The following is a 23,095-nucleotide window of genomic DNA, read 5'->3' as shown; positions in this document are numbered from 1 at the left end:
TCACTCCATATCGGGCACATCACCGCTCACAAACAAAGTGTTTGGCGGGCCGTAGTCCCCAAGCGCCGAATCGGCATCCCTGCTCCATGCGATGACGCCCGCATGCTTGCCGGCGAGTGCTTTTGCAGTTCGGATCGCCCGGTCTTCGCTTTGCTGGTCGGCCGGGCCGTACATAGGAAACAACTCGCCGTCGTCGCCGCGATCGAATGCGACCACAACAATCAGCTTTGGCTTTTTCTGCTCCGGAAGGACGTGCGTGGACATTCAATGGCCTTTCTCAATTGAGCGGCGCTGATCCCGCCTCGAGAGCGTCGATCGCGTCGAGCACTGCCTGGCGCTTTGGCTCGATAGGCTCATTTGGGTGGAACCCTGCGAGTGACAGCGATGTATAGGCAACCGTTACGGCGCTGACGAGTTGCTGCGCTTCCGAACTATTCGGAACCTCAGCAGTGGCGGCCAGAGCAAGCAAGAAGACCCTATCGTCATGATATTCGTGCTTGCCGTCTTCGGCCTGGATGATGGCGCGCATCCGGCGGAGTGCATTGCTGCGGTCGGCGAGCTGCACATCCGGACTATGCAGCAACTGCAGGCCGCTGACCTGCATGCGCTTCTCGTCCGGCCACCCTTCGCAACACGCCTTGATTGCGGCATTGCTGGCCGCCCACCAAATCTCAGCGGCGGCATACTCGTCTTCCATGGTTCTTGGTCAGGCGGGAAACCCATTTCATCCCAGCCTTCGACTGCGAATGACCCTTCCGCCGCTTCCTCGGCCGTCAAACCAGATTGCTCGATCACGGCCCGAGCTGCGGCGAGACCGCGCTGTTTTTCTTCAGGGGTGGCTCCCCTGGCGTCCATCATAATGTCCATGACCGGCCTCCTGTGGCTGTCAGGGCATCAGTGAACAAAATGAGAACACTGGAGTCAAGAGCCTCTTGACCGGGCAGGAATATGTTCCTCATTTCAGAGTATGCCGGAACAACCGCAAAAATGGCCGAGAGGCGCCGCCTGGACATTGACCCATGCTCACGACGCGGGGCAGGTGCCGGGCATCCGCTGCGCCCGCTGCAACATCACGCGCTACTATAAGCCGCTCGAGCTACGGGAGGTGATCGGCAACGTCACGATCGATGAGGTGAGGGACAAGGCGCGCTGTCAGAAGTGCGGCAGCCGGGAGTGGATGAGCGCGCAGCTATTCCACGCGACCGGCGAGCAGGCCCATACGATCCGCTTTCGGCGCCTGGTAGAAATCCGACGGGAGAGGCGGGTGATTTGGCGGGATGAGTAGCGGACGGCCCCACGAAACCATCTTCAAAAATACCGACCATACGCAAGCTTCTCGAACAACGTCGCACGTCGCGCCGGAGGGATCGCACCGCGTTGTGTGTATCCGAGATCGGCCAGTGTAGGCTCCATTATGGCGGCCAAAGAGTCGAGATCAGTCGGCGATAATCGACGCCATTTTCCAATCGACTTCGCTGAGAGCCGCGGCTTCTTGGGCGGAGCCTCTGGCAAGTTCAAGCGGGAAAAGAGCCTGTCGAGAGTGACATCGCAATTAAGAACAAGGTCTTCGTATTTTACCTCGATATAATGGTCGCCAAGCCATCGAGAAAACCCTCTGGCGAGGTCGACGTGATACCTCCACCTGTGCGCATTGAAGAGCATGCCATGGGCTCGGTATGCTCGTTGCGTCATCGGAAATCCGTGCCACGACGAAAGTTCGGAACTGCCGAAATAGACTTTTCGCCACAATGGCGCCTTAGGCGCCACGAAAGGGCTCAACGCCACATCACGACCATCCCTGATCAGGTGAACGAATTTCGCTTGCGGAAAATAGGCCTTTATCAAAGGAACAATGAGAAGCGTCTCGCACAGCTTCCATCCCCACCGCTCCGCTTGGCCAATGTTCTGCAGGTGTTTGCCGATATGACATTTCGCCAGGCGCCGGCTTTCCGGGTCGCGAAGTTCGTTCCCTGTAGGCACGCCGCTTCTCGAAGATAGAATGGCGTGCTCAACCAATGGCACCATCTCCAGGCAGTCTAGTGAGCCACTGACGTTACTGCCCATGTAGACGCCAGCGTCCACCAAAATGCTAGTGAGAAGTCGACTGCCCGAGTGAGCAGTGTTGACGATCACGATAGGAGGCGTCGCTTCCGAAAATAGACTTGATGAGTGCATTGCAATTTACAGTGAGCGGACCTTGGCTTTTAGGCTTTTTGCATTCGCCTTCTGGTCTGTTTAGCAACGCGCGTTGCTCCCGTTTTTCGACCGAGTCCGCTCGCCTTGGCCAATTCTGACCGTTGGGCGGCATAATTTGGCGCCGTCATTGGATAGTCGCGCGCCAAGCCCCACTTGGCCCGGTACTCGTCAGGCGTCAGGCCGTAGTGCACGCTGAGATGACGCTTCAGAGATTTGAACTTATTCCCGTCCTCGAGGCAGATGATGTAGTCAGGGAAAACCGATCGCTTCGGATTGACCGCGGGCGCCTGGGCCGGCGTTTCTGGTTCGGCCGATCCTCCGATCTTCGAAAGCGAGAAGTTCACGTTCGCGATCAGATCCGAGAGAGACGCAACCGACACCGCATTGTTGCTGACGTACGCGGACACTATATCGGCAGTGAGTTCGATCAACTGGCTTCGGCTGTTCTCAATCTCTTCCGGCATGCATATCTCCGATCCTCGCAACAAATGCCTAACTCTCTTAGCCGGTTTCTGGCCAAGCGCAACAGCCCGAGGATTACCTAACGAAGCCATTGCTACGACCTTGGTCGTGGCCGGCATTAACATGCAGTAGGCGGTAGGACGCGGTCACGTCGCGACGGAGGCTCGCGCCGCGATAGCGCACCCCTGTAGCTGCATCCCGAGGTAGTGGTCCGGGAGCGAGCGCGGAGTCGCGAGTAGCGTCTGGAGCACCTGGTCGGTGAACTTTTGGGCGCGAACCTGAAGCTCGAGCGTTGAAGTCATAACGATAATCCAGCTGCCTGAGAGTGGTCAGTCGTGCTAACTCTGGGGCGAAGAAAGGGAACGTCCGGCGCCCGAGCGGATCGAGTGGGCCCGCTCGCCAATCGCGTGAAATCCGGCGGGTCAGCCAACATTTTGGCTAATTGAGCGGCGAGCCATCGGACCCGGAGATCTCCGCGCGCGCGTACCAGATTTGGGGACGCGCCTTTACATCGATTGTTTCTGATCACAAACACCTTGGGTCCCATGGCTCAAATGATGATATTCAGGATCGGCATCATTTCGGACACGCACGGCTTGTTGAGGCCTGAGGCAGAGCGTCGCCTGGCCGGTGTCGATCACATCATTCACGGCGGAGATATAGGCGGGCCGGAGATCATCGCCGCGCTTCGCAGGATTGCGCCGGTTACCGCCATCAGAGGAAACGTGGACACCGGAAGCTGGGCCGCGCAATACGCTGACACTGAGCACGTGCGGCTTGCGGGGCGAACCATCTATGTGCTTCACGACCTAAAGACGCTGCAGATCTCGCCCGCGGCGCTTGGCATCGACATGGTAATCTCGGGCCACTCTCACGTGCCGATGATCGAGACCGTTGATGGGGTGCTCTACTTAAATCCTGGCAGCGCCGGCCGGCGGCGCTTCAAGCTGCCGATCACGTTGGCGACAGTCGATGTCACGCCCAGCCACATGCAACCGGTCATTCACGAGTTGGGCGACGGTTGATACGTCGCACGCAGATAGAGGCGCCCGTGATCATGGCCGAGTGGGCGGCCATCAGAACTTTCTAAGCGGCCGGCAAACAGCGAAAGAACCCGTCGCAAGGGTTCTACGGCGGGCAGGCAACCGGCTGCAATCCTAATGGGGGAAATGGGACCGGGTCGTGTGCGTCAAGGCCTAAGAAGGGGCGGCCAAGGCGCGGCGATCGATCATGGCTTGGAAATGCTCCGGCGCCGCAAACAAGGCCAACGGCATCTCCTATTACCCCCTTGGGTGTTCCTAATCACGGACGGAGCGCCGACTGAAAGCGTGGCGGCGGCCGAACAGGCGATCAAGGCGGGTGAGGCGGCAAAGGCCTTTCCGTTCTTCGCGGTCGGCGTTGAAGGCGCCAACATGGATATCCTCGCCAAGCTATCGACCCGGCAGCCTTGAGCTAGATGGGCTAACTTCCGTGAGTTGTTTTCCTCTCGGCCCTCCTATCAAGCGTTTCCCAGTCGCAAGTCGGCCAGACGGTCGCGCACCAGTCTCCGGCGGGCTGGGCGGAGGTGCCGTCCATAGCCTTTTCGACGGCCCCGAAGGTCAGGTTCTGACGGCTGTCGTATGCGATGGCGCTGGCAGCGCGCCTATTCTGAAGTCGGGTCCTGGCTTGCCAGCCAGACACTGCTTGAACTCGTGGGAACACCCGTCATCCTGGCCATGCGACACCACCATCGCGCCGTACCCGATCTGACGTGTGACGGCTGACAGTCGGCACTTCGCCGCAACGCAGACTGATGACTTCGCTGCGCCGGCAGCCCGCCACGGCTATCACCCGGATCAGTGCCGCGGTGGTCTCGTCCTGCCGGTCCTCGGCCACACTGCATTAAGACGCGGGAATCACCGCGAAATCGCGCTTCTCGCAATGTGCGGTAAACCCCCGCACATTGCAAAAACCGCATCGTAACTCATTGCAAATACAACCAACCGAATGCGGCACAATGTGCGTCCTTTTATCTTGCCGTCTTATTCGGTTGTGCTTTCCGTGACTTTCTTTACATCGCCGTTCCTTCTCTAATATACGATGATACACTATGCTATGCTCTATGCCATGATTCCATATTCTGGCGTCGAGTACCGATGCGCCGTGCAGTCTTCCGCGCTCTGCGACGGCGTAGCAGTGCTGCTTATTTGCAGCCCGGGACCGTCGGGGCGCACTTTTCCATCGGAGTGACGGAGCATCGTCACAGGCAATCCGGCGCGGTCCGGCCGTCTCGCGACCGGCGCGGCCGCAGGCAATGTATGGCCCGCCCCGTCTGCAAGCGGAATGTTTTGAGAGGCACACTCGGTCTGCACCAATGTATCCGGCCTCGACGCTTTAGACGTCCTGCCAAGATGGAGATTCGCGCACCCAGCTCCTAACAAGATACACGACCTCGAAAGGGCCGCTTCCTGCCGACAGGTTTGCCGAACGCCGATCAACCGTTGGACTATCTCTATGTACTTCCTCCCGCAGACTTCATGCGGCCGAGCAGTTGCCGGGACGCGCCCCAATCGACCAAGTCGTTACCCTTTCGAGGCCGTTACGGCTTCATAGGGGCGTTGCTTTGACATCACGGCCCAAGCGATCCGGGCTAGCTTGTTGGCAAGCGCAACCACCACCGCATTGCGCTTGGCACGCTGCAGCAGCGCTTGCAGCCAGGCAGCGAGCTGGATGTCCATTCGCGCCTGATATGGCAGTGCCGCTCGCGCGCCATGGATCAAAAGCACGCGCATATAGGTGCTCCCGCGCTTGCTTATCCCGTCAGCCGCAGCTTGCCGCCGGTCGTAATCTGACGTGGAACAAGCCCCAGCCAGGCGGCGAAGTCACGTCCCTTGGCAAACGCCGACACGTCGCCGACCGCTGCCGCCAGCGCCGGTGCGTTGAGCGCGCCAATGCCTGGCACGCTACGCAACAAACGAGCCCGTTGATCGCTCTTCGCGAGCGCTTGGAACTCTCGGTCGAGCTGCTTAATCCGATGATCGAGTGCGTGCAGTTCGTCGACCATGTCGTGAACGAGTTGCTGCATCCTGGCGGTCAGGGTTCTGTTGTTCGGCGGGTTCTCGCGCAGCCACAGGTTTAGCTTTGGGCGCCCCTTGGGAATGACAATCCCGCGATCGAACAGCACACCGCGCAGTTGATTGATCAGGGCCGTCCGCGTGCCGACCAGTCGCTCGCGCGCAAGGTGCAAAGTCTGCACATCGAGTTGCTCTTCCGACTTGGCCGGTACGAAGCGCATGGTGGGTCGTGTCGCCGCCTCGGCGATTGCCTCGGCATCGCGATCGTCGTTCTTGTGCGACTTCACATACGGTTTCACATACTCCGGCGGCATCAGCCGGACATCGTATCCGAGCGAGGCAAACTGACGAGCGAGGTGAGCGAGCGAAGCGGTTGGAGAAGCGCGGTCGGCGGCGCTTGGCTGTGAGCGCGGATGTGCGCAGTCGTAGCTCCCAGGCGTTCTGGGCAATCCACGTTGAAGCCATGAACTAGAGCAGCGTGGACGTTCGCGAATACGCTGCAGCGCTGCATCTCTCGCAGTTTTCGCCGTGCACATAGCGAACCCGCATGTCTTCAGAACCGCCAATTTCGCATCAAACTATTCATCGTTGCCATTGATTATTTGTTACACCAACTTGGCAGTCTGGGGGTTTCTGGCCTGCTGTGTTCGGCAAGCATACGGTATCAGTTCGGCGCGGATTGCGTTTCGCTTGCGTGTACATTGAGCCGTTTGCCAAGCCAAAGAGCAGCCACTGCTGGGGCGTGCCGTTTCACCTGACAATCGGGTCGAGGACAGATCCTGTGGCAGCGCCGGTAAGTCGAGAGTGTAGTGCGATCGCCTCAGATTCAGACAGACTCGCTATGCAATCGGCGACGAATCTTGCTGGGCTCGTCCCAGCTATAGGCCGGAGATATCGCAAGCGCACGGGCAGAAAGGGCGGATATCCGTCTGGATTGTGCGGGTGGGACGTCAGGGCGTCGTACAGGTCAGTGATGATCTTTTTCTGACCATGCTGCTGTGCAGCGAGAGTCGGGCTACCAATAATATAATCCCGCGTGATTTGCTTAAGTATTTGGACCTCATTTACGAGGTCTTCATCAAATTTAACAGCCTTCTCCTGAGACGGGTTATCATTAATCGATATGGCACCGATGTACTTCCCTATGAGCGTTGACGTCAGCCTTCGCAACTGTTCGCGCTGCTCGCGCGCGCCTTCATATGGTTCGGACAAGAGGATGCTATACGTGCCGTCGAGGAATTCTTTGAGGCGGTTATAGGCTTCCGTCAGCGCAACTCGGCGAACTGGGTCTTTGCTTCCTCCCATGGCATGGTCGATGATCTTGTCCTTCTCGGCAAACACCTTCTGCCAAGGCAACGCGTTGCACCGATGAAAGTCTTCAAGGTCGTGGACCGAATACGCGACGTCGTCGGCCCAATCCATCAGCTCGGCCTCCAGCGTCTTCTCGGCGTGCTGATGAAAGGCCCGGGCAAATTGGAAGTCATCTGCCTCGGACTGGTAAGCCGACCATTTGCGAGCCTGCTTGCCAGTTTTCTGACGGTACCAGGGGTATTTGAGCGACGCAGCCAAAGTTGCTCGGGTCAGGTCCATTCCATCCGCATCAGGGAAGCGGATCGCCAGCTTAGTGAGTATGCGAAAAGACTGAGCGTTGCCCTCGAAACCATCGTCGTCGTGCCGTATCACTAACTCGTCGAGGGTGTGCTCCCCAATATGACCAAAAGGCGGGTGACCAAGGTCGTGAGCCAAACAAGCCGCCTCCACCACCTCCGGGTCAAGGCCCCTGAAGGCAGCCGCCTTTGCTTGCTCTCTCACCAGCTTCTGGGCGAGGCGCCGTCCGACTTGCGCGACTTTTATTGTGTGCTGTTGGCGGGTATGGAAAACATTCGCCTCCCCGGCACGCACGATTTGCGTTATGCCGGCGAGCCGGTGGAAGGCTGACGAATACAAAATTCGGTCGCGATCACGCTCGAAATCGCTTCGCTGATCGCCTGTGCCCTTGCGATGCTGACGGGCGCTGCGATCGGTGTCGCTCCACACTAAGGATGTCAGGCGGCAACCTTCGCGGGCAAAATCAGGGTCCAGTCTGTACCAATTTTGATCCGACCTCGTTCGGCAGTGCGCTGAATGGCGAGCTGACTATCCGGACGCGGGTATCCCTTTGCCACCAACGCGTTGCAAAGCGCAAGCGCAGTCGCGCTGCCACCCAGTTCTACAAGGGTTCCGACTACTTGCTCATCGGATGGAATTTCGGCGTATGCCATCGCTGCACCTCGCAGTCAGAATGAGAGCAAAACGGTTGGGAATTGGTTAATGTTCCTCGACCCGTACGGCAAACAGGTTCTCCCCACGCCGCGAGCGTAATCTCTTGGCCTATTCAGATACCACACCGGGTCCGCCTCAGGCACCTGCATCCGCGTCCACGCTGAAGCATGGGGTTCCTTGCATGCGAGTCGCCCGACATAGATGACCTTCGCAGCTGGCGATGTCAATTGCCCTTAGGGGCTATAGCGGACCAACCCGCGTTCAGCCTTAACGCAGGTAGCATTCTTTCAGCACGGGGTCGAAGCATGCCGAACGGCCCAATTTTTTCTATGCTTGTAGCTCCTAGCGAACACGGCGCGAGATGCACTTTGCGCGATGTAGAACGCGCCCGCTAAAGAGGTGCCACTCTGCCGGATAAATTGGTCACTTGCAAAGCCGGCATTTTTGCATATATTCGTATATGAATGTAAATCTGGAAATGAATATGGTGGACGGCCTTACCCCAAATCAGCGCGCGAATGTTCGGCGTCTTTCTGAAGCTCTCAGACCGTTAAGAGACCAACTCTACCTGGCACACATGACGAGCCTTTTGGCGATCGCCGCGGAGCCCGGTTTGTCCGTGAATGAACTCGCCGATCGCGTCGGCATCCCTCAACCGTCGGCGAGCCGCTTCGTGTCAATTCTTCTCGGCCGGTATCAAAGTCCCGATACCGCACCGCCCATTCCCCTGATCGTTCAGGCCGTGAGTTCTGACGACCCTCGTCGGCGTGCTCTCTTTTTATCCCAACATGGGGAAGAGATAGTTCGCGGCATTTTGGCATCAATGGAAAAGGCGGGAGAGAGGGATTGACTGCGTCTTCGCAATTGCAAGGACTTGTGCTGGACGATGGCTGGAAAGTGGTAACCGCGATACCTCGGCCTGCTGGCAGCACCGGCGGGATGTTTTCGCACAGCTACCTAACACAGAAGGGGGAGCGAACCGCTTTCTTGAAGGCATTTGATTTTTCAGAAGCGTTCCAGCCGGGTGTGGACACGCTTGCAGAAGTTCAGGTGATGATTGCGTCATACGAACACGAGCGCAATGTGTTGGAACACTGCAGGGGCCGCCGGATGTCGCATGTCACGCTGGCCTTGGCCCACGGCTCAATTGCTGTGCCTGGGTACAGCACCATGGAAGGACGAGTCTACTATCTCCTGTTTGAGAAAGCCGAGGGAGATATCCGTGTGCAGATGGATGAAGCCGATTCATCCGACGTTGTGTGGTGCATGCGAGCTTTGCGGGATGCATGCCTGGGTCTCGCACAGATTCACCGAGAACGCATCGCGCACCAAGATCTAAAGCCCTCCAACGTGCTTTGCTACGCAGACCGGGGCTTCAAAGTCGCTGACTTCGGCAAGTCTTCGATGGGGGGAAGATCGATCTGGCATGATGATCTCGCGTTCCCGGGCGATCGAACGTATGCGCCCCCGGAACTCCTTTATGGGCACGTCAGCCCCGATTTTGTCGTCCGGCGGATGGGTAGCGATTTCTACATGCTGGGCAATTTGGCTGCCTTCCTGTTCACCGGCACAAACATGACGGGCTCACTGCTTGCCCGTCTTGATCCGCAGCACCATTGGACCCGGTGGATGTCCGACTACGCATCGGTATTGCCCTACCTGCAGGAAGGGTTTGCAAGGACCCTGGAGGAGTTAGGTGCACGCCTGTCGGCCGAGGTGCGCACCGACGTACTTGCTTTGGTGAGAGAGCTTTGCAATCCTGATCTCTCCCTCCGAGGTGACCCCAAAGCAGTAGGTAAGCACGATCACTATTCGATAGAGCGCTACGTCGCTCGGCTAACGCACACGGTCAAGGTGCTTGAAGTTAAAGCCAGAGTTGCGCGGCGAGTGGCATGATACCCACGATCTGGACGGCTCAACGCCGACTGGTGCCCCGGTGGCGAAGTCTGGCGGTTACGATCGATGCCAAGGAACTAGCATCTCCTGCAAAGATCGATGAAAAGAAAGCCAGCTACGCGCTTGCGGATCACCTGTTAGAAAAGCTCAGCATGTGGCGCAACGCGCCCAGTATTATTGCCGCAGGTGAACTGGTGGAAGCGGCTTTGGTGGAGGCGCGCGAAACCGAAGCGATCTCCGCTGCCCGGTTTCTGCTTGACGAAAGATCGACCGCCACCTTGCCTCTTAAGCGTCTGGCGGGTCTCGCCCTCAAACGCGCCGGACGCCACGCTGAGTTGCCCGCCGCTCTCACCATTCTTCCAAGAGTTGACAAAAACATCTGGCGAAAGCGGACCCGTCTCTATCCGCAAAATCCGCTCGGCTGGGTGGAACTCGCCTTGTTTGACGTTGCCTCAGGATGCCGAGAGGCCGCATTGCGATCCATGCTAGTCGCACTCCAATTGGCGCCGAACGATCGACACGTATTGCGGTCTGCGGCCAGGCTGTTTCTGCATCTGCACGATCCTACGAAGGCATACGACATATTGGCCAAGAGCGGCCGAACACCTACCGATCCGTGGCTGATAGCCGCGGAGTTGTCGATAGCCGAGCTAGCTCATCGAAAGCCACGCTATTTTGAACAGGGACGGCGGATGGTTGACCAGGGACAATTTTATCCCCGGCAAATATCGGAACTGTCTGGAGCTATGGCCACCCTTGAACTTCAGGCAGGTAGGAAAAAGCGGGCACGCGATCTATTTCGCCAAAGCACGCTCGATCCGACGGGAAATGCCCTAGCCCAAGCGGAATGGGCTTCACCAGCATTTGGAATCGAGCTGGTATCGTCGCATCGCCTGGTGACCGCACCTGAAGCCGACGAGGCGACGGTGTTCCACTTGCTTCGATCCCGTCAATATCGGGATGTGCCCAATGCTTGCAAGAGATGGTCAGATGCCGAGCCTTATTCTATTCGACCCTTTGAGATTGGGTCCTCGACCTCTGGGATGATCGGCGATCTCGAGCAAGCACTTGAATTTGCCGATAAGGGATTGCTCGTCCGGCCGGATGCACCGATTCTCCTGAACAATCGCGCCTTTGTCTTGGCACACGTCGGCAGGTTGAAAGAGGCCGAACAATGCCTGCGGCCTATCGGGCAGGATGATGAAAAGAACTGGCTGATTAAGCAGGCAAATTTGGGCTTGATCGAGATGCGGAGGGGAAACTACGATGCCGGCTCTAAGCACTATTCGGATGCAACTGAAGGCTTCAAGAAGGCCGGCAACGCGTTGATGTCTGAGGTGGCGAAGCTCTTCTTTGCCCGGGAGGCGGCCGTAGCAGGCCTGCCTGCGGCAACTGAGTTGGTCGCCGCATGTCGCGATAACTTCAAGAAAACCGACATGGCCGCCTTTGAACATGTTCTGATCGAAGGGGAGAATGCGTTGGCGTCATCAAATCGCGAGGAGAATTCGCGCATTGCGCCGACGAAGTAGCGATTAGTTGCAAATCGGAAGCCTTTGCAGGGCTTCGACCATAGCGCACGGTCGGAGGTTACGGAGTGTCATCAGGCCCGGCGCAGGGGCAGCCGGTCGGGGGAGGAGAGGCAGCCTTCAGATATTGCTGATTGCACTGGCGGCGCAATTTTGCCGTGAGGGATCGAGGCGAATCATGTGTTTTGACGGTAAATCACACGTGCGCTTGTACCACGATTTCATGCAAAACGCACAGCTTGTCGGGACACCGGGTCACATCACCCACCTTGGCTATGACACGAGATACGTGCAATGATATCGATAGGTTACGTGTCCAAGGAAGTCTTTGTTCGAGTCCTCCGACATCGTCTGGACCGTTAGTGTCTTACCCTTGTACTGGCCGTTTGTGAGCGCCGCCAAGCCAACATTGCACATCTCTTCTTGACTGTGGCCGCCGCTAACCCAAGGTGAATCCCAGGAGGCGATTACAGGTTTGGCCGTGTCGGTCGGCGGTGTCGTCTGCGCTGATTTGCTCGCGCCGCAAACCGCTTGGTCCGTGATGAGAAACATATCGCAAAACGCTCTGACCTTTTCTCTAGCCGGTGCAACGTCAAGCTTGGTGATCTCTAGCAGGCGCGCCAATTCAGCCTTCCTCACCTCCATATAGCGCTCTTGTGCTTCTTTGTGGTTCTCGACATCAACCAAAGTGTTATTGTTGATGAATGCGACATATGCGTTGGCAAGCCCGGCGATAATGGCGCCGATCAAAGCGGCCAAAAAGACCGAATCTTTGAAAAGTGTACTGTTTTGAATCGGCGGGGTTAGTGCCGGTGCTGACAGCGGCGCCTGTCCCGAACCTAAATCGGCCATCGAAATATTCCGATGTTGAAGTAAACAATGGAATTTAATATATCGCTTTCGGCACCTCATTACTAGGGCCTCGAAGTTGACCACCGCGTGGGCCTTGGGTTCATGGACCGTCCGGCCCCTCGGTTTCGCGATGCACGGCGATATTTGAATTCAATTCAAAACAGGTGCCAGCTTCGATGTAGACGATATAATTCCGATAAGATTTCCTTCCGTTTGGGAGCGGCGCATTTGGGTTGGGCACTGTTGGGAACAGGGCCAAACATAGAACGGATGCGCGTGATCGCCGACTGAAAATCAGGGAGGAAGTCATGTCGATTCAGAGAAAGAGGCAGCGCGCATGGTCTCCCTTCCCGGATTTTGCCGGGAGGCCGTTTCGTTTGCACTACGCTGCTATGGCTGATTCATCCAGCATGGTGTAGGGGGCTTTTCCGATGCGTCAGGTATTGCTCTAAAACTCATAGCATGGGCGAAAATCCCAAATCAGGGCGCAACTTTCCCGCCGCCGGCGCCGGCGGGTCCAGTGTGGGTGGCGCTGCTGCCATCTATGGCTTCGTGCATCAGATCTTGGCGTCGATCGGTCAGCTCGTTCGCGCACAATTTGGCTCCATCGGCGCGAAAACCGACCCCAATACTATCATCGCCATCCTCGAACCATCGGCCGGCGGCGACCTCAGCCTCGAAGCCGCAACGCGCAAGGTCATTCAGTTCAAGCACCGCGCCAAGTCGGTTTCGATCAGCGACGTCGGTGGCAAGGTTCTGCCCGACCTGTACCGCGCGCATCTGGACCGGGAAGCCGCGGAATACACGCTGAACACGACTAACGGCGTCAGCAAGCCGACGCTCGCGCTGATCCAATCGCTGAAGGCTTACGCGAGCGGCGATGCTACCGCGCGCAAGAAGATCGTGATCAACGAGCATGTGAAGGATGCACTAGTGCGGTTGCGCGAGATCCACGCGGCATCAAGCGCCGAACTCGCTGCATTCGATATTGGCTTCTCGACCTTCATCAGTCGCTTTACGGTCGCCCCGCGGATGGACGCCGAGCAGGCGCGCGCTGAGGCGATCCGCTTCCTCAACAAGCGCGTGCCTTACGCCGAAAATGGCGAGCAGGCGCTGGATACGCTAGTCGGCCATCTAGCGGACAAGGCTCGCCGGAACGACGCCCGTATCTCGGTAGACAATCTCTTGTCCCGTCTCGGGTTGCCGGGCGCGCATGCGGGTCATAGCGACGCCGCTAGCGCGCGGCTCGCAACCGCGCTCGCGGGTGCACTGACTGCGCGCAAGTTCGATCCGGTATTCGACATCCGTGCGCCGATCCTCATGGCGCCGAACGATCCGCTGACGCTCGTCTCGGGCAATTCCGGGTGCGGCAAGTCATGGGTGTTGTACCGGCTCGCCGCCGCGCTTGCCGAGTCGGGGAAGCCAGCCGTCCTCATCCGTGCAGCCGACCGCGAAGAGCTGGAACGGCAGCTCCGCCTGACGATCGGCGCCGGTGCCCTAGCGCTGGAGCAGCCGCTCGAAGCGTCGGTGCTCGGCCAGACCTGGCGGAGGATACAGGATGCGCCCGACGCGACGATCCCGATTTTGTGGGAAGGCTGCCGGGACGCTGCGGTCCTCGAATCCATTCATCTCGCTGGGGGTCTCGGCCCCGGCCTGCCCCTCGTCGCCGAGTTTCCGGTGGCGCAAGAAGCTCGCCTTGAGGAGTTCGCTCAGGTGCCGATCCATCGGGTGGGCGAGTTCAGCCCAACCCAGTTGTTCGAGGCGCTCGACAAGCGCGGCGTGTCGGCCGGACATGTGCCTCGCGAGATCCGCCGCATGCTGCGTCTGCCTGTGCTGTGCGGCATCTACGCCACGCTGGCGCTCGAGCTCGAACATTGGGATCCGCAAACCGAGTATCGCGTGCTCGAGGATTTTTGGGACCGCGCTAGGCATCGGGCCGGTAAGCTCGCCGGCACGCGGCTAAAGGCTATGGCGAAGAGCCTCATCGCAAAACGCCGCAGTGCGCTCAGCGACGACGAAATCGTGGCTCTTGGCTTTTCTGAGACAGAGCTCGACCTACTGATCGCGGCGGGATGGCTCAGCAATGTTGGCGATCGTTGGTCGTTCGCGCATGATCGCTTGCTAACTTGGGCGATCGCCATGGCACTTGCCGGCGATTTCGAGAATGGCGTCATCGATGCCGCGACCCTCGCCGGCGAGGTCAGCGCGCTCGACAAGCGCGACGATGCCGACAAGACTAAGCTCTCCGGCCTGGGCTTTCTGCTCATGGACGTGGTGTGGCTGATCTCGGGGCTGAGCGGCCGCACAAAGGACGCCGTCGATTTTGTCGAACAGTTCGAAAGTGAGCACCGAACAGGCGCCCATACACTCTATGCCGAACTGCTGCCGACCGCCGGCAACCGGATCGTTGGCGTGCTCGAGGAGCGCGCCACCCGAGTGACCACTGGCGACGTTCCCATCAAAACCTATCTGACCGAAGCGTTTCTTGCACTGCCCCTGGCCTCCGAAGCACGAGAGCCGCTGCTTACGCGATTGTGGAGCGGTGACAAAGCCGGCCGATCGATCGCGATTTCGCTGGGAGCCCGCTGGCCTCTCACGGCCCAACGCGACGACCTCTGGCAAAACTATTGTAATCTCAACCGCGACCGCGAGGCCAAGCGCTTCGACTATGATCTCTTCGAGCGGATGGAAGCCGCGCTCAAGCTGCTCGTCCGCGCCGACCCCGCCTGGCTCGGCCGTCTGATCGAAGCGGAAGACGGTCAGGAGGAACTGCGGCTGGCCGCCCTTCTGCTGAAGTCGCTCGAAACCGCGGTGGGCTCGCCGATATGGCACCAAATGCGCGAGAAGATGCTGCAGATCATCCCCGATGATCGCCAGGCTGTGGTGATGGAATGTCTCGCCCGCTTCGGCGATGCCAGCGATCGGGAAATGCTCGAGCGGAAGATAAAGGCGGGCGATCGAAGCGCATCCTACGCAATGGAGGCATTGGCCGAGCTCGATGTGGACGCCGCGCTGCGCGCGATCGAGCAGAAGCCGCCACAGGCATCGCTGCCCTATAGCCGCTATTGGCTCGATCGGCTGCTCGATCACGATCCTGGCCGCACCGCCGCGGCGCTTCGTGATTGGCTCATCGCCGCCGACCCAAGCGGCGGAAAGCTCGCATCGCTCTGGCATGGCATCGAGGGCCGCATCGACCCGGACACGATCGTCTTGCTGCTTGACAGGCTCGAAGCGCTGATCGAGGAACCGACGCCCAAGCAAGGGCGCGATCCGCGCCGCGACCTGCTGACGGTACTCGGCAGCCTGACGCTCGACCCCGTCCACGATACCCTGTTCGAAGCGCGCCGCAACACAGCGCTTTCCGCCGCGATCGCCAATCGGGCGATGGCGCATTTCGACGGTACGCATGACGATGACGATGTCGCGGTTCGCCGACTATTGCGGCGAATCGGCGGCGCCGAGCATGAGCGGCTAGTGATCCATGCCCTGTCGCCCGAAGACCTCGGCAGGGCGCATAGCGGGATCACTAGCAGCATCTTTTGTCCCACCGATACTGTGGTCGCGCGGCTCGAGAAGCTTGTGGAAGTCGGGGGTACTCCCGATGGGAGCGACGACGCCCTGCTCGATCTCTGGCGCATGCTACTAGCGATCAATCCGGCGACTTGGCGCCCCCGCCTGTTGGCGTTGCTCCTGAGCGACGTCCAGAGGTCTGTCATGCTCGGCCTCCGTTTGATTCCGGAGTTTGCCGCGAAGGGCGACGAAGCCGCGGTTCTCGCCTGCTTCGAGACCAGTGCACCCGGCAGCGCGGTTGCGGCGCGGGCAATGCAGGTCGCGATCGAAATCGGCGACCCGGCCGAGGCGATGGTGGCGCGCGCGGTGGAAGAGATACAGGCCGCCGAGAGCGGCGACGCGAGCACGACCTGTCTCAACGTGCTGCTCAATGACCGCTCTAAGGCCGCCCGGACCGCCTTAGACGCCTATCTCGCGCCGCTCGAGACTGCAAAATCGTGGAAGTCGCACGACAGCCAAGCGCTGGCAATTCGCCTCGGTCAGGGTGGCGCATCGCCAGAACTGTGGCGCGCCGGCTTCCGCATGATGCACAGCACCTGGTTTTCTGGAGATCGCTTCCTCGATGTGGTCCTCGACCATGACCGGCCACGCGCGATGGACGTTCTGCTCGACCAAGCGTTCGCCGCGCCGGCGACGTTCGTCAACGCGCAGCCCGACGCCATCAAGCTGCTTGCGAAGGTGGACAGGCCGCTCGCAACACAGGCGTTCGTCCAGTCGTGGAACGATCATCCCCGGCGCCGCCAGCATCTGGTCGAAAGCGTCCGCAGACTGGACGACAGTGCGTTCGATGCGATGATCGCGACTCTCGGCGAAGATTTTCCTTCCGGCCAACCTACCCAGACCTATCGCGCTATCTGCGTCGAATTGCGCCGGGCGCGCGATCGCGCCTGGCCGTTGCTGCTGAAGAAGTTCGACGGTGCGAGGGCGGCAGAGCGCGTGGCGCTCTGTTCGGCACTGGGTTGGACCGCAGGCCAGTCCCACGGGCTGTTACCGCTGATCGAAGCCGAAACAGACAATGAAGTCCGCCGCGAGCTCTACCACAGCTGGAGGCACTGGCGGCAGGTGGAAGCCGCGGTGGCGCAGTTCCGAGAAGCCCGCTCGCTCAAGACCATGGAATATGCCATCGAATTCGGCGATCCGGCGCCGCTATGCGGCTGGGAGGATCCGCTTCGGATCATGGACGCGATCGGCGGCGACGATCGATTGATCGTCTTTGCCGAGCGGCAGTTCGCGGTGCGATTCAACAAGGTGCGCGGCTCGAAGCTCCGGCGCGTGGTCGTCCGCAAATCGCCGGGCAACGAATGAGACCCAGCGCCGCACAACCGCACCGGCTGCGCAGACCTGTTCCCGACAAGCTGATCTCTGGCCGACGCGCCAAGCGGCTTCCCTTAAGGGCGCGGTACACCGCACCTAGGCGCGCTAACTTGCTCGCGCACCCGTTTCGCGTGTCTCCTCGACGCTGTGATGCACCCTCTGGCGCGCCGCGGCGATTGCGTTCCCAAGAACACAAAAACCGCCCCGGGGTTAGACCGGGACGGTAATAGATTTATGATAAAATTGGTTGCGGGGACACGCACACCCGGCGCGAGCATCGCTCGGACTCAAAGCTTGCACGCCACCTGTGGCACGGCTCCGGCCTGAAGGTTTCCCTTCCAGAGACAATCTTGGCGCGACGCTCGAGTTACCCGAACGACCACGTCGCCGGCGTCGACCCTGTATCGGCCCTCATTATTGCCCCGAACCGGGTCCCCGTTGATCTGGACAAGGTAGTCAACCGGTGGAACCGGGTCGACTACGATCGTTACGGAGGGCATCCTTTCGATCTGCAACGAGACGAGCTCTGGTTTGAGTGTGCTGGCGACAGTGGCGAATCGGTTGGAATCGTACCAGGCAAATCGCACTTCGCCTTCGCTATCATTCCCCGCGGCTTTACGGAAAAGTCGCCAGCGTCCTGGATTGCTTCCGCGACCTTCGAAGTGCTCTTCACATCCATACCGGCGTAGGTCGCTGTCGCACTGAAGTTCGTCGCGATAGCCCTCAGGACCGCCTTGCGTGCTGACGGCGCCACCACCTCGCCGGTTCGCATTTCCCATGCCGTGATCTGGGCCTCGTAGCTAAATTCTTCCATCAGATCCGCCGCCCCAAAGGCGGGCGCAAGGCATGTAAAAACCAAGCATACAGCTGTCGCGAATCTTGCTCTTGTCATCAGAGTGTCAGGTCGCCGTAGAGAACGCGGCGCACATGACCGACTTCGAAGCGGCGAAAGTCGCCGATTTGATTTGCGATTTCTATTACGAGATCACATAGCTTCGGTGCGTGCTTAGCCGCCCCGCAGCACGCGCCAGATATCGGACCAATAGGCCGTGATCAGGGAAGCCAGAGCCGCAGCCGGCAATCGGATCGCCAGCATCGCGAGCAGTTGCACCGGATCAGCAAGAGCCTGTCGATACCGGCGACAGCATGATGCAGAGCGCAGCAGCTTCCTCAGACGCGCGGCAGACGGGCCCGCCCGCGAGGAACCCGCCTCGTCCACACAGCCGGTCCGAATGTCGCCGCCGGTGAAAGAGGCGCTCCAGCCACCAACCCGAAATCGTGTGGCGGCCGGAACAAAGGGGTCTGGCGCTTGTTGAGTGACACCCATTCAGCAAGGAACTTATCGATGAAACACCGCCTTCTAATGACAGCGCTGTCCACCTGCGCGGTCCTGACATTTGCCGTGCCGTCCTATGCCGCCGATAAAGCTCAGGACTTCGTCGACAAGGCCGCCGCCGGAGGCATGTTCGAGGTCGAGTCGAGCAAGATCGCACAAGGCAAGGCTCAAGATGAGGCAGTCAAAGATTTCGCGCAGAAGATGATCGACGATCACGGCGCGGCAAACGCCAAGCTGGAGACGATCGCCGGCGAGCAGAAACTGAAGGTGCCTGCCCAGACGGACGCCGCGCACAAGAGCGAACTCGACACCCTGAACACCGGCAAGGACGCATTCGACAAGTCTTACGTGCAGATGCAGCGCGACGCACATGCTGACGCTGTGAAGCTGTTCGAAGGCTACGCCAAGGACGGCGACAATGCTCAGCTCAAGACATTCGCGCAGCAGACGTTGCCGACGCTCAAGATGCATCAGGAAATGATCGAAAAGATCGCATCCGGCACCAGCGACAAGTCTTCCACGACGAGCTCGACGACGCCCGCGGTGTCCACGAGCGACACCAATAATCCGGCCGCGCCCGTGCCTGGCGCCAACAGCTTCACCGAAGCGCAGGCGAAATCGCGGATTCAGGATGCCGGCTTCTCCAATGTCAGCGCGCTGACGAAGGACGACCAAGGCATCTGGCGCGGCACCGCCCAGAAAGACGGAAAGCAGGTGACCGTAGCGCTCGATTTCCAAGGCAACGTGGTTGCCGGCGCTCAATAACCGAACTCAGAAATGGAGTGAAACAATGACCACTGTCACCGGACTTTTCGATGACTATCAGGACGCCTCCGACGCCGTGAGCGAATTGGAAGCCATTGGCGTGCCGCGAGACGACATCAGCATCGTGGCCAACAATTCCGACAATTGGTATCGACAGGACGAGACTTCAGAAGCCGGCGAAGATGCCGCCGCTGGTGCCGGCCTGGGAGCGCTCGTCGGCGGCGCGGGCGGCCTGCTCACGGGGCTCGGGATCATGGCGATCCCCGGTGTCGGGCCCGTTGTGGCCGCAGGCTGGCTCGCTGCTACGGCTGTCGGCGCGGTTGGCGGCGCTGTGGTGGGCGGAGCCGCAGGCGGCATAGTAGGGGCGCTGACTGAATCTGGCGTTTCGGAACGTGATGCACATGTCTACGCCGAGGGCGTGCGCCGCGGAGGCAGTCTGGTGACTGCCAGAGTGGATGATCGGCTTGCCGGCGAGGCTGAACGGATCCTGCGAGGAGAGCGTTCCGTCAATCTCGACGAGAGGCGTAGCGCTTACGAGGCCGGCGGCTGGACAGGGTTCGACGCCAACGCAGAGCCCTATGATGACATCGAAGCGGAACGCGATCGCGTTCGCCGAACCACACCGCTCTAAAGATACGGCCCCGTCGAAGTCTCGACGGGGCCATTTCTTCGCGGCAGGAGCGGGCACCTAAGCATTTGTGATTATCGGACCGGCTAGAGCAATATTCAGGCGACGCCAGCAGGAATCGAGGGGATGACCCGGATCGCGACCTTCAACGTCAACGGGGTCAATGGCCGCCTGCCGGTGCTTTTGAAATGGCTTGGCGAGACCGACTATGACGTGGTCTGCCTTCAGGAACTGAAAACGTCGGACGACAAATTTCCCTTCGAGGCGATTCGGGACCTCGGCTACAGTGCGATCTGGCATGGCCAGAAATCCTATAATGGCGTGGCTATACTGGCGCGTGGCACGGATCCGGTCGAGCGCCGTCGCGGCTTACCGGGCGATCCTGACGATACCCACAGCCGCTATCTCGAGGCGGAGATCGACGGTCTCATCGTCGGCTGCATATACCTCCCTAACGGCAATCCGGCGCCAGGGCCCAAATTCGATTACAAGCTTCGTTGGTTCGAGCGTCTCCTTGACTACAGCAAATCGCTACTAGGCGAGCGCACGGTGCTTTGTGGTGACTACAACGTCGTCCCCACCGAGATAGACGCCGTAGTACCTCGCCGCTGGTTGGGCGACGCCGTCTTCTTCCCCGAAAGCAGGAAAGCCTATGCCCGCATGCTGAGCTTGGGCTGGGTGGATGCGATCCGTCGGATCAATCCAGACAAGGGCATATACACCTACTGGAACTTTTTCTATCGCGGCGGCTACGACCGAAGCTCAGGCCTGCGGATGGACCATCTGCTCGTAAGCCCATGCCTTGCGGAGAGCATTCTGGCTGCGGGTGTCGATGTCGAGACCCGTGGATGGGAAAAGCCGAGCGATCACGCACCCGCCTGGATCGACGTCGGTTAAGACCGTTTGCCCAATCGTTCCCCAAGGCCTAACGCGAACCCGCCCCCAACCAGCGGATGAACTCTGCATCCTTCCCGGTGATTTCCTTCACCGCCTTCAAGAGGGCTTCGTGTAGATCACCCATGGCGCGGTAGTGGGCGCATTGCATCGATATCAGCGGACTAACGATACTCTTATCTGCATGAGTGTTGTTGCTCGTCAGTGCGCGGTTGTTGGTGGGGCGATCTTCAGCAGGCGACGCTTGGCCGCCTTCGCGCGCGCTTGCCCGTTTCGGATGCGGCAGCACAGCGCAATCCCCACAGCGATTCCATGGTTATCGTCGAGCATGGCCGTCGCTTGCTTCAGCGACTGGTCAGCTCGCTTTGCGTGCTGCCGGGCAGCCGCCATTTCGAGAACTACAAGTTCGACCGTCATCCCCTTTCCTCCGCGGGTTTGGTCCCTTCAAAAAACCAATCGGCGCCAGGGCGTTTTGTTCCTGCGACGGTCGGGCGCAGCCGTGGTCACAGCAGCCCCACCGGGGGAAGGTGTTTGGCTGCAGCCCTTGGGCGCCGACACCGCTCCGGGCAAAAACGGTCGCAAAACCACATTGATCGTTTGATCGCTCAATGTGGTCATGGCTCGCGGCAACTAATTCTGCGCTCGAGAGCCATGCGGGTTCCGCTCCATCGTTGCATAGGGGCAACCTGCCCCGTGTCGGAGCACGCCGGCTGATGGTGGCGATATTTGGTCCGATCATCGCGCGCCGACTGGGCGATCGCCTGGTCCAGTGCGCCCAAGCTGGGATATATCCGCACTGGCAGACCTGTGGGCTGCGACGCCACGCCACCTTCGGCGACGGTCGTACGATCGTATCGGGACAGGCGCATTCGCGAACTCCGAATGGACCATAGCAGGTAGGATAATGGGACCTCAGTCCTCATTGCAGCACGAGCGATTATCGAACAACTTTTACTTACCGCCGAGTTTGAAACCACGTCCCCCCGGAATAGGTGTCGGCGGCTAGGCCCGGCTCGCATAATCCTGTGTCACCCTCGATCTGCGAGCCGGGCTTTGCGCCGAAGCAGTTCATCATTTGGCAAAATCCTTTGGCGGCTCCTCCGCAATGCCGAATTCGTGGACGGTGCCTTCGCGTTCGTCGACAACCCGAAACCAGTGCTCTTGCAACGCCTTGGTGGAGATCGCCTTTCCCGTCAGGGTCTCTGCGGCGCTGAGCGCATCAGGTGCCTCTGCAGATGTCGTGGCAACGATGCGTTCGCCATAGATCTCTTCGATTTGAAAGCGCGCCATCGGAAACCTCCTGAATCCAATGGCAACGCTCTCCGAAAAAGAAGGTTCAAGGTCCAATTAAGATCAGCGGAACCTAATATGCGGCTCCCACTTATGGAAAAATGAGCACACGCGGCGCCAGGCGCGCCGCGGCAATTGCTTGCCCCTTCAAACGCAAAAAGCCGTCCCGGTTAGACCGGGACGGTTATAGATTTATGATAGAATTGGTTGCGGGGACTGGATTCAACCCGCCGGCGTTCCTTAAGGAAGACCCTTTCAACTAACGAATTCCGTGACAGCGCTGTGTGGCAACCTGACCAGAACGCATCCGCCGATAGTAGGTTCACGACGTAGCGGTCCTTTGCTACCACAAGTATCGGCCTTGGTTCCGTCGAGTTCATCCCCGAGAACGGCGGCGGCGCCGGGGTGAGGTTGAAGCAGACGCGGCGCGGCGGTTAACCACCTTCGCATATTCGATCGAACTCAATAGGATTGCTGGCCGTTTTGAGGCCATGGAAGATCGCCAACCTAGATTTCGCTGTCATTCCGAGCCGTCTGGCACATGGACCGTCTGGGACGACGTTACCGATGAGCCCGCGACCTTGGGAGGATGCAAACTCGTCGGCCGCACATGGGAGCGCGCCAAGACTGCCCGCGACTTGCTAAGGCGGATTTACAGCAATCGACTCGACGCTCGATCAGTTCGACGACACGCACCGATCACTTCAGCGGGTCGCGTCGATGATCTCATTTCGTCAATACGGAAGCGACAAGATTTAGGATAGCGCCGGCGCTTGCGTCAGGCTGCGGAAGGTGGGCAGGAATGGTGGCGGCTAGGAGCCCGCCAGCCGCATAAACCGCTATGCAATTGCCAACTGCCGCCGTCGGGATCATGCTGGAGCTTCTGGGACGGGTGCTCCCCGTCCTAGGTGTCCCCCTAGGCCCGGCGGCTTACCACTCCCCCGATGGCTGCCGGGCCGCCCCTCTACCAGCCACCAGCGCGCATTCCTCGTCGCCGCACCCTACAGCGCCGAAGCGCCGATCGCCTCCTGGCGCCTTGCTGTGGCCAGCT

20 protein-coding genes and 1 pseudogene are annotated in these 23,095 nt (G+C 59.6%); 10 read left to right on the top strand and 11 right to left on the bottom strand.

Going from position 1 to position 23,095, the window contains the following annotated elements; all coding sequences use genetic code 11:
* Both LB552_RS28450 and LB552_RS28445 read right to left on the bottom strand, forming a co-directional pair.
* Positions 1 to 264 (bottom strand): hypothetical protein, encoded by a 264-nt coding sequence (locus LB552_RS28450; RefSeq protein WP_224611447.1) that lies wholly within the window; start codon positions 262 to 264, stop codon positions 1 to 3.
* Between the two features lie 13 nt (positions 265 to 277).
* The gene (locus tag LB552_RS28445) at positions 278 to 697 is read right to left on the bottom strand and encodes a hypothetical protein (protein WP_224611446.1); all 420 of its coding nucleotides are present in this window, start codon (positions 695 to 697) and stop codon (positions 278 to 280) included.
* A gap of 315 nt (positions 698 to 1,012) precedes the next feature.
* On the opposite strand from LB552_RS28445, the gene LB552_RS28440 reads away from it, so the two are divergent.
* Positions 1,013 to 1,285: a hypothetical protein gene (locus tag LB552_RS28440; protein WP_224611445.1), complete on the top strand. Its 273-nt coding sequence runs from the start codon at positions 1,013 to 1,015 to the stop codon at positions 1,283 to 1,285.
* Between the two features lie 23 nt (positions 1,286 to 1,308).
* Here the strand turns inward: LB552_RS28440 and LB552_RS28435 are convergent, their stop codons facing one another.
* Together LB552_RS28435 and LB552_RS28430 are read right to left on the bottom strand one after the other, a co-directional pair.
* The gene (locus LB552_RS28435; protein ID WP_411966412.1) at positions 1,309 to 2,175 is read right to left on the bottom strand and encodes a sulfotransferase family protein; all 867 of its coding nucleotides are present in this window, start codon (positions 2,173 to 2,175) and stop codon (positions 1,309 to 1,311) included.
* 29 nt (positions 2,176 to 2,204) lie between these two features.
* Positions 2,205 to 2,660: a MucR family transcriptional regulator gene (locus LB552_RS28430; protein WP_224611443.1), complete on the bottom strand. Its 456-nt coding sequence runs from the start codon at positions 2,658 to 2,660 to the stop codon at positions 2,205 to 2,207.
* 555 nt (positions 2,661 to 3,215) lie between these two features.
* Here LB552_RS28430 and LB552_RS28425 point away from each other — a divergent pair.
* Positions 3,216 to 3,683 (top strand): metallophosphoesterase family protein, encoded by a 468-nt coding sequence (locus LB552_RS28425; RefSeq protein WP_224516820.1) that lies wholly within the window; start codon positions 3,216 to 3,218, stop codon positions 3,681 to 3,683.
* Between the two features lie 303 nt (positions 3,684 to 3,986).
* Entirely contained in the window at positions 3,987 to 4,109 is a 123-nt protein-coding gene (locus LB552_RS29725; protein WP_263481824.1) for a hypothetical protein, read from the top strand.
* 1,110 nt (positions 4,110 to 5,219) lie between these two features.
* On the opposite strand, the gene LB552_RS29950 is transcribed toward LB552_RS29725, so the two are convergent.
* The 4 genes and pseudogenes from LB552_RS29950 to LB552_RS28410 form a co-directional block, all read right to left on the bottom strand.
* On the bottom strand, positions 5,220 to 5,429 hold the full coding sequence (locus LB552_RS29950) for a hypothetical protein (RefSeq protein ID WP_411966411.1): 210 nt from the start codon (positions 5,427 to 5,429) through the stop codon (positions 5,220 to 5,222).
* A gap of 20 nt (positions 5,430 to 5,449) precedes the next feature.
* A pseudogene (locus tag LB552_RS28420) lies at positions 5,450 to 6,070 on the bottom strand (IS110 family transposase); the annotation flags it as partial.
* 391 nt (positions 6,071 to 6,461) lie between these two features.
* Positions 6,462 to 7,748 (bottom strand): deoxyguanosinetriphosphate triphosphohydrolase family protein, encoded by a 1,287-nt coding sequence (locus LB552_RS28415; RefSeq protein ID WP_224611442.1) that lies wholly within the window; start codon positions 7,746 to 7,748, stop codon positions 6,462 to 6,464.
* Between the two features lie 8 nt (positions 7,749 to 7,756).
* Complete coding sequence (locus tag LB552_RS28410; protein WP_140859735.1) at positions 7,757 to 7,972, bottom strand: hypothetical protein; 216 nt, start codon at positions 7,970 to 7,972, stop codon at positions 7,757 to 7,759.
* Positions 7,973 to 8,433: 461 nt separating this feature from the next.
* Between LB552_RS28410 and LB552_RS28405 the strand changes: the two genes are divergently transcribed.
* Genes LB552_RS28405 through LB552_RS28395 form a run of 3 tightly spaced genes read left to right on the top strand, consistent with a single transcriptional unit; the run spans position 8,434 to position 11,398 of the window.
* The gene (locus tag LB552_RS28405; RefSeq protein ID WP_224611441.1) at positions 8,434 to 8,823 is read left to right on the top strand and encodes a MarR family winged helix-turn-helix transcriptional regulator; all 390 of its coding nucleotides are present in this window, start codon (positions 8,434 to 8,436) and stop codon (positions 8,821 to 8,823) included.
* Positions 8,820 to 9,869, top strand: coding sequence for a protein kinase domain-containing protein (locus LB552_RS28400; RefSeq protein WP_224611440.1), 1,050 nt, complete (start codon positions 8,820 to 8,822; stop codon positions 9,867 to 9,869). The genes LB552_RS28405 and LB552_RS28400 overlap by 4 nt, the downstream gene beginning before the upstream one ends.
* Positions 9,866 to 11,398 carry a tetratricopeptide repeat protein gene (locus LB552_RS28395; protein WP_224611439.1) on the top strand — a complete coding sequence of 511 codons (1,533 nt, stop codon included), beginning with the start codon at positions 9,866 to 9,868 and terminating at the stop codon, positions 11,396 to 11,398. Before LB552_RS28400 ends, LB552_RS28395 begins: the two co-directional genes overlap by 4 nt.
* A 270-nt stretch (positions 11,399 to 11,668) precedes the next feature.
* Here the strand turns inward: LB552_RS28395 and LB552_RS28390 are convergent, their stop codons facing one another.
* A complete protein-coding gene (locus LB552_RS28390) occupies positions 11,669 to 12,247 on the bottom strand; it encodes a hypothetical protein (RefSeq protein WP_224611438.1) in 579 nt (192 codons plus the stop codon).
* A 462-nt stretch (positions 12,248 to 12,709) separates the two neighbouring features.
* Here LB552_RS28390 and LB552_RS28385 point away from each other — a divergent pair, with 462 nt between their 5' ends.
* The 4 genes from LB552_RS28385 (at position 12,710) to xth (ending at position 20,757) form a co-directional block, all read left to right on the top strand.
* Positions 12,710 to 17,122: a hypothetical protein gene (locus LB552_RS28385; protein WP_224611437.1), complete on the top strand. Its 4,413-nt coding sequence runs from the start codon at positions 12,710 to 12,712 to the stop codon at positions 17,120 to 17,122.
* A gap of 1,354 nt (positions 17,123 to 18,476) precedes the next feature.
* Entirely contained in the window at positions 18,477 to 19,232 is a 756-nt protein-coding gene (locus LB552_RS28380; RefSeq protein WP_224606049.1) for a DUF4142 domain-containing protein, read from the top strand.
* 25 nt (positions 19,233 to 19,257) lie between these two features.
* On the top strand, positions 19,258 to 19,863 hold the full coding sequence (locus tag LB552_RS28375) for a general stress protein (RefSeq protein WP_224611436.1): 606 nt from the start codon (positions 19,258 to 19,260) through the stop codon (positions 19,861 to 19,863).
* A 123-nt stretch (positions 19,864 to 19,986) separates the two neighbouring features.
* Complete coding sequence (gene xth / locus LB552_RS28370; protein WP_224611435.1) at positions 19,987 to 20,757, top strand: exodeoxyribonuclease III; 771 nt, start codon at positions 19,987 to 19,989, stop codon at positions 20,755 to 20,757.
* Positions 20,758 to 20,955: 198 nt separating this feature from the next.
* Here the strand turns inward: xth and LB552_RS28365 are convergent, their stop codons facing one another.
* Together LB552_RS28365 and LB552_RS28360 are read right to left on the bottom strand one after the other, a co-directional pair.
* Entirely contained in the window at positions 20,956 to 21,171 is a 216-nt protein-coding gene (locus LB552_RS28365) for a hypothetical protein (RefSeq protein ID WP_140859725.1), read from the bottom strand.
* Positions 21,172 to 21,825: 654 nt separating this feature from the next.
* The gene (locus LB552_RS28360) at positions 21,826 to 22,044 is read right to left on the bottom strand and encodes a hypothetical protein (protein ID WP_224611434.1); all 219 of its coding nucleotides are present in this window, start codon (positions 22,042 to 22,044) and stop codon (positions 21,826 to 21,828) included.
* Between the last annotated feature and the right edge of the window lie 1,051 nt (positions 22,045 to 23,095).

This window comes from Mesorhizobium sp. CA7 (assembly GCF_020165015.1).
Classification (GTDB): domain Bacteria; phylum Pseudomonadota; class Alphaproteobacteria; order Rhizobiales; family Rhizobiaceae; genus Mesorhizobium.
Note: the sequence above shows the minus strand (reverse complement) of the source record. Positions and strands in the feature narration are given on the sequence as shown.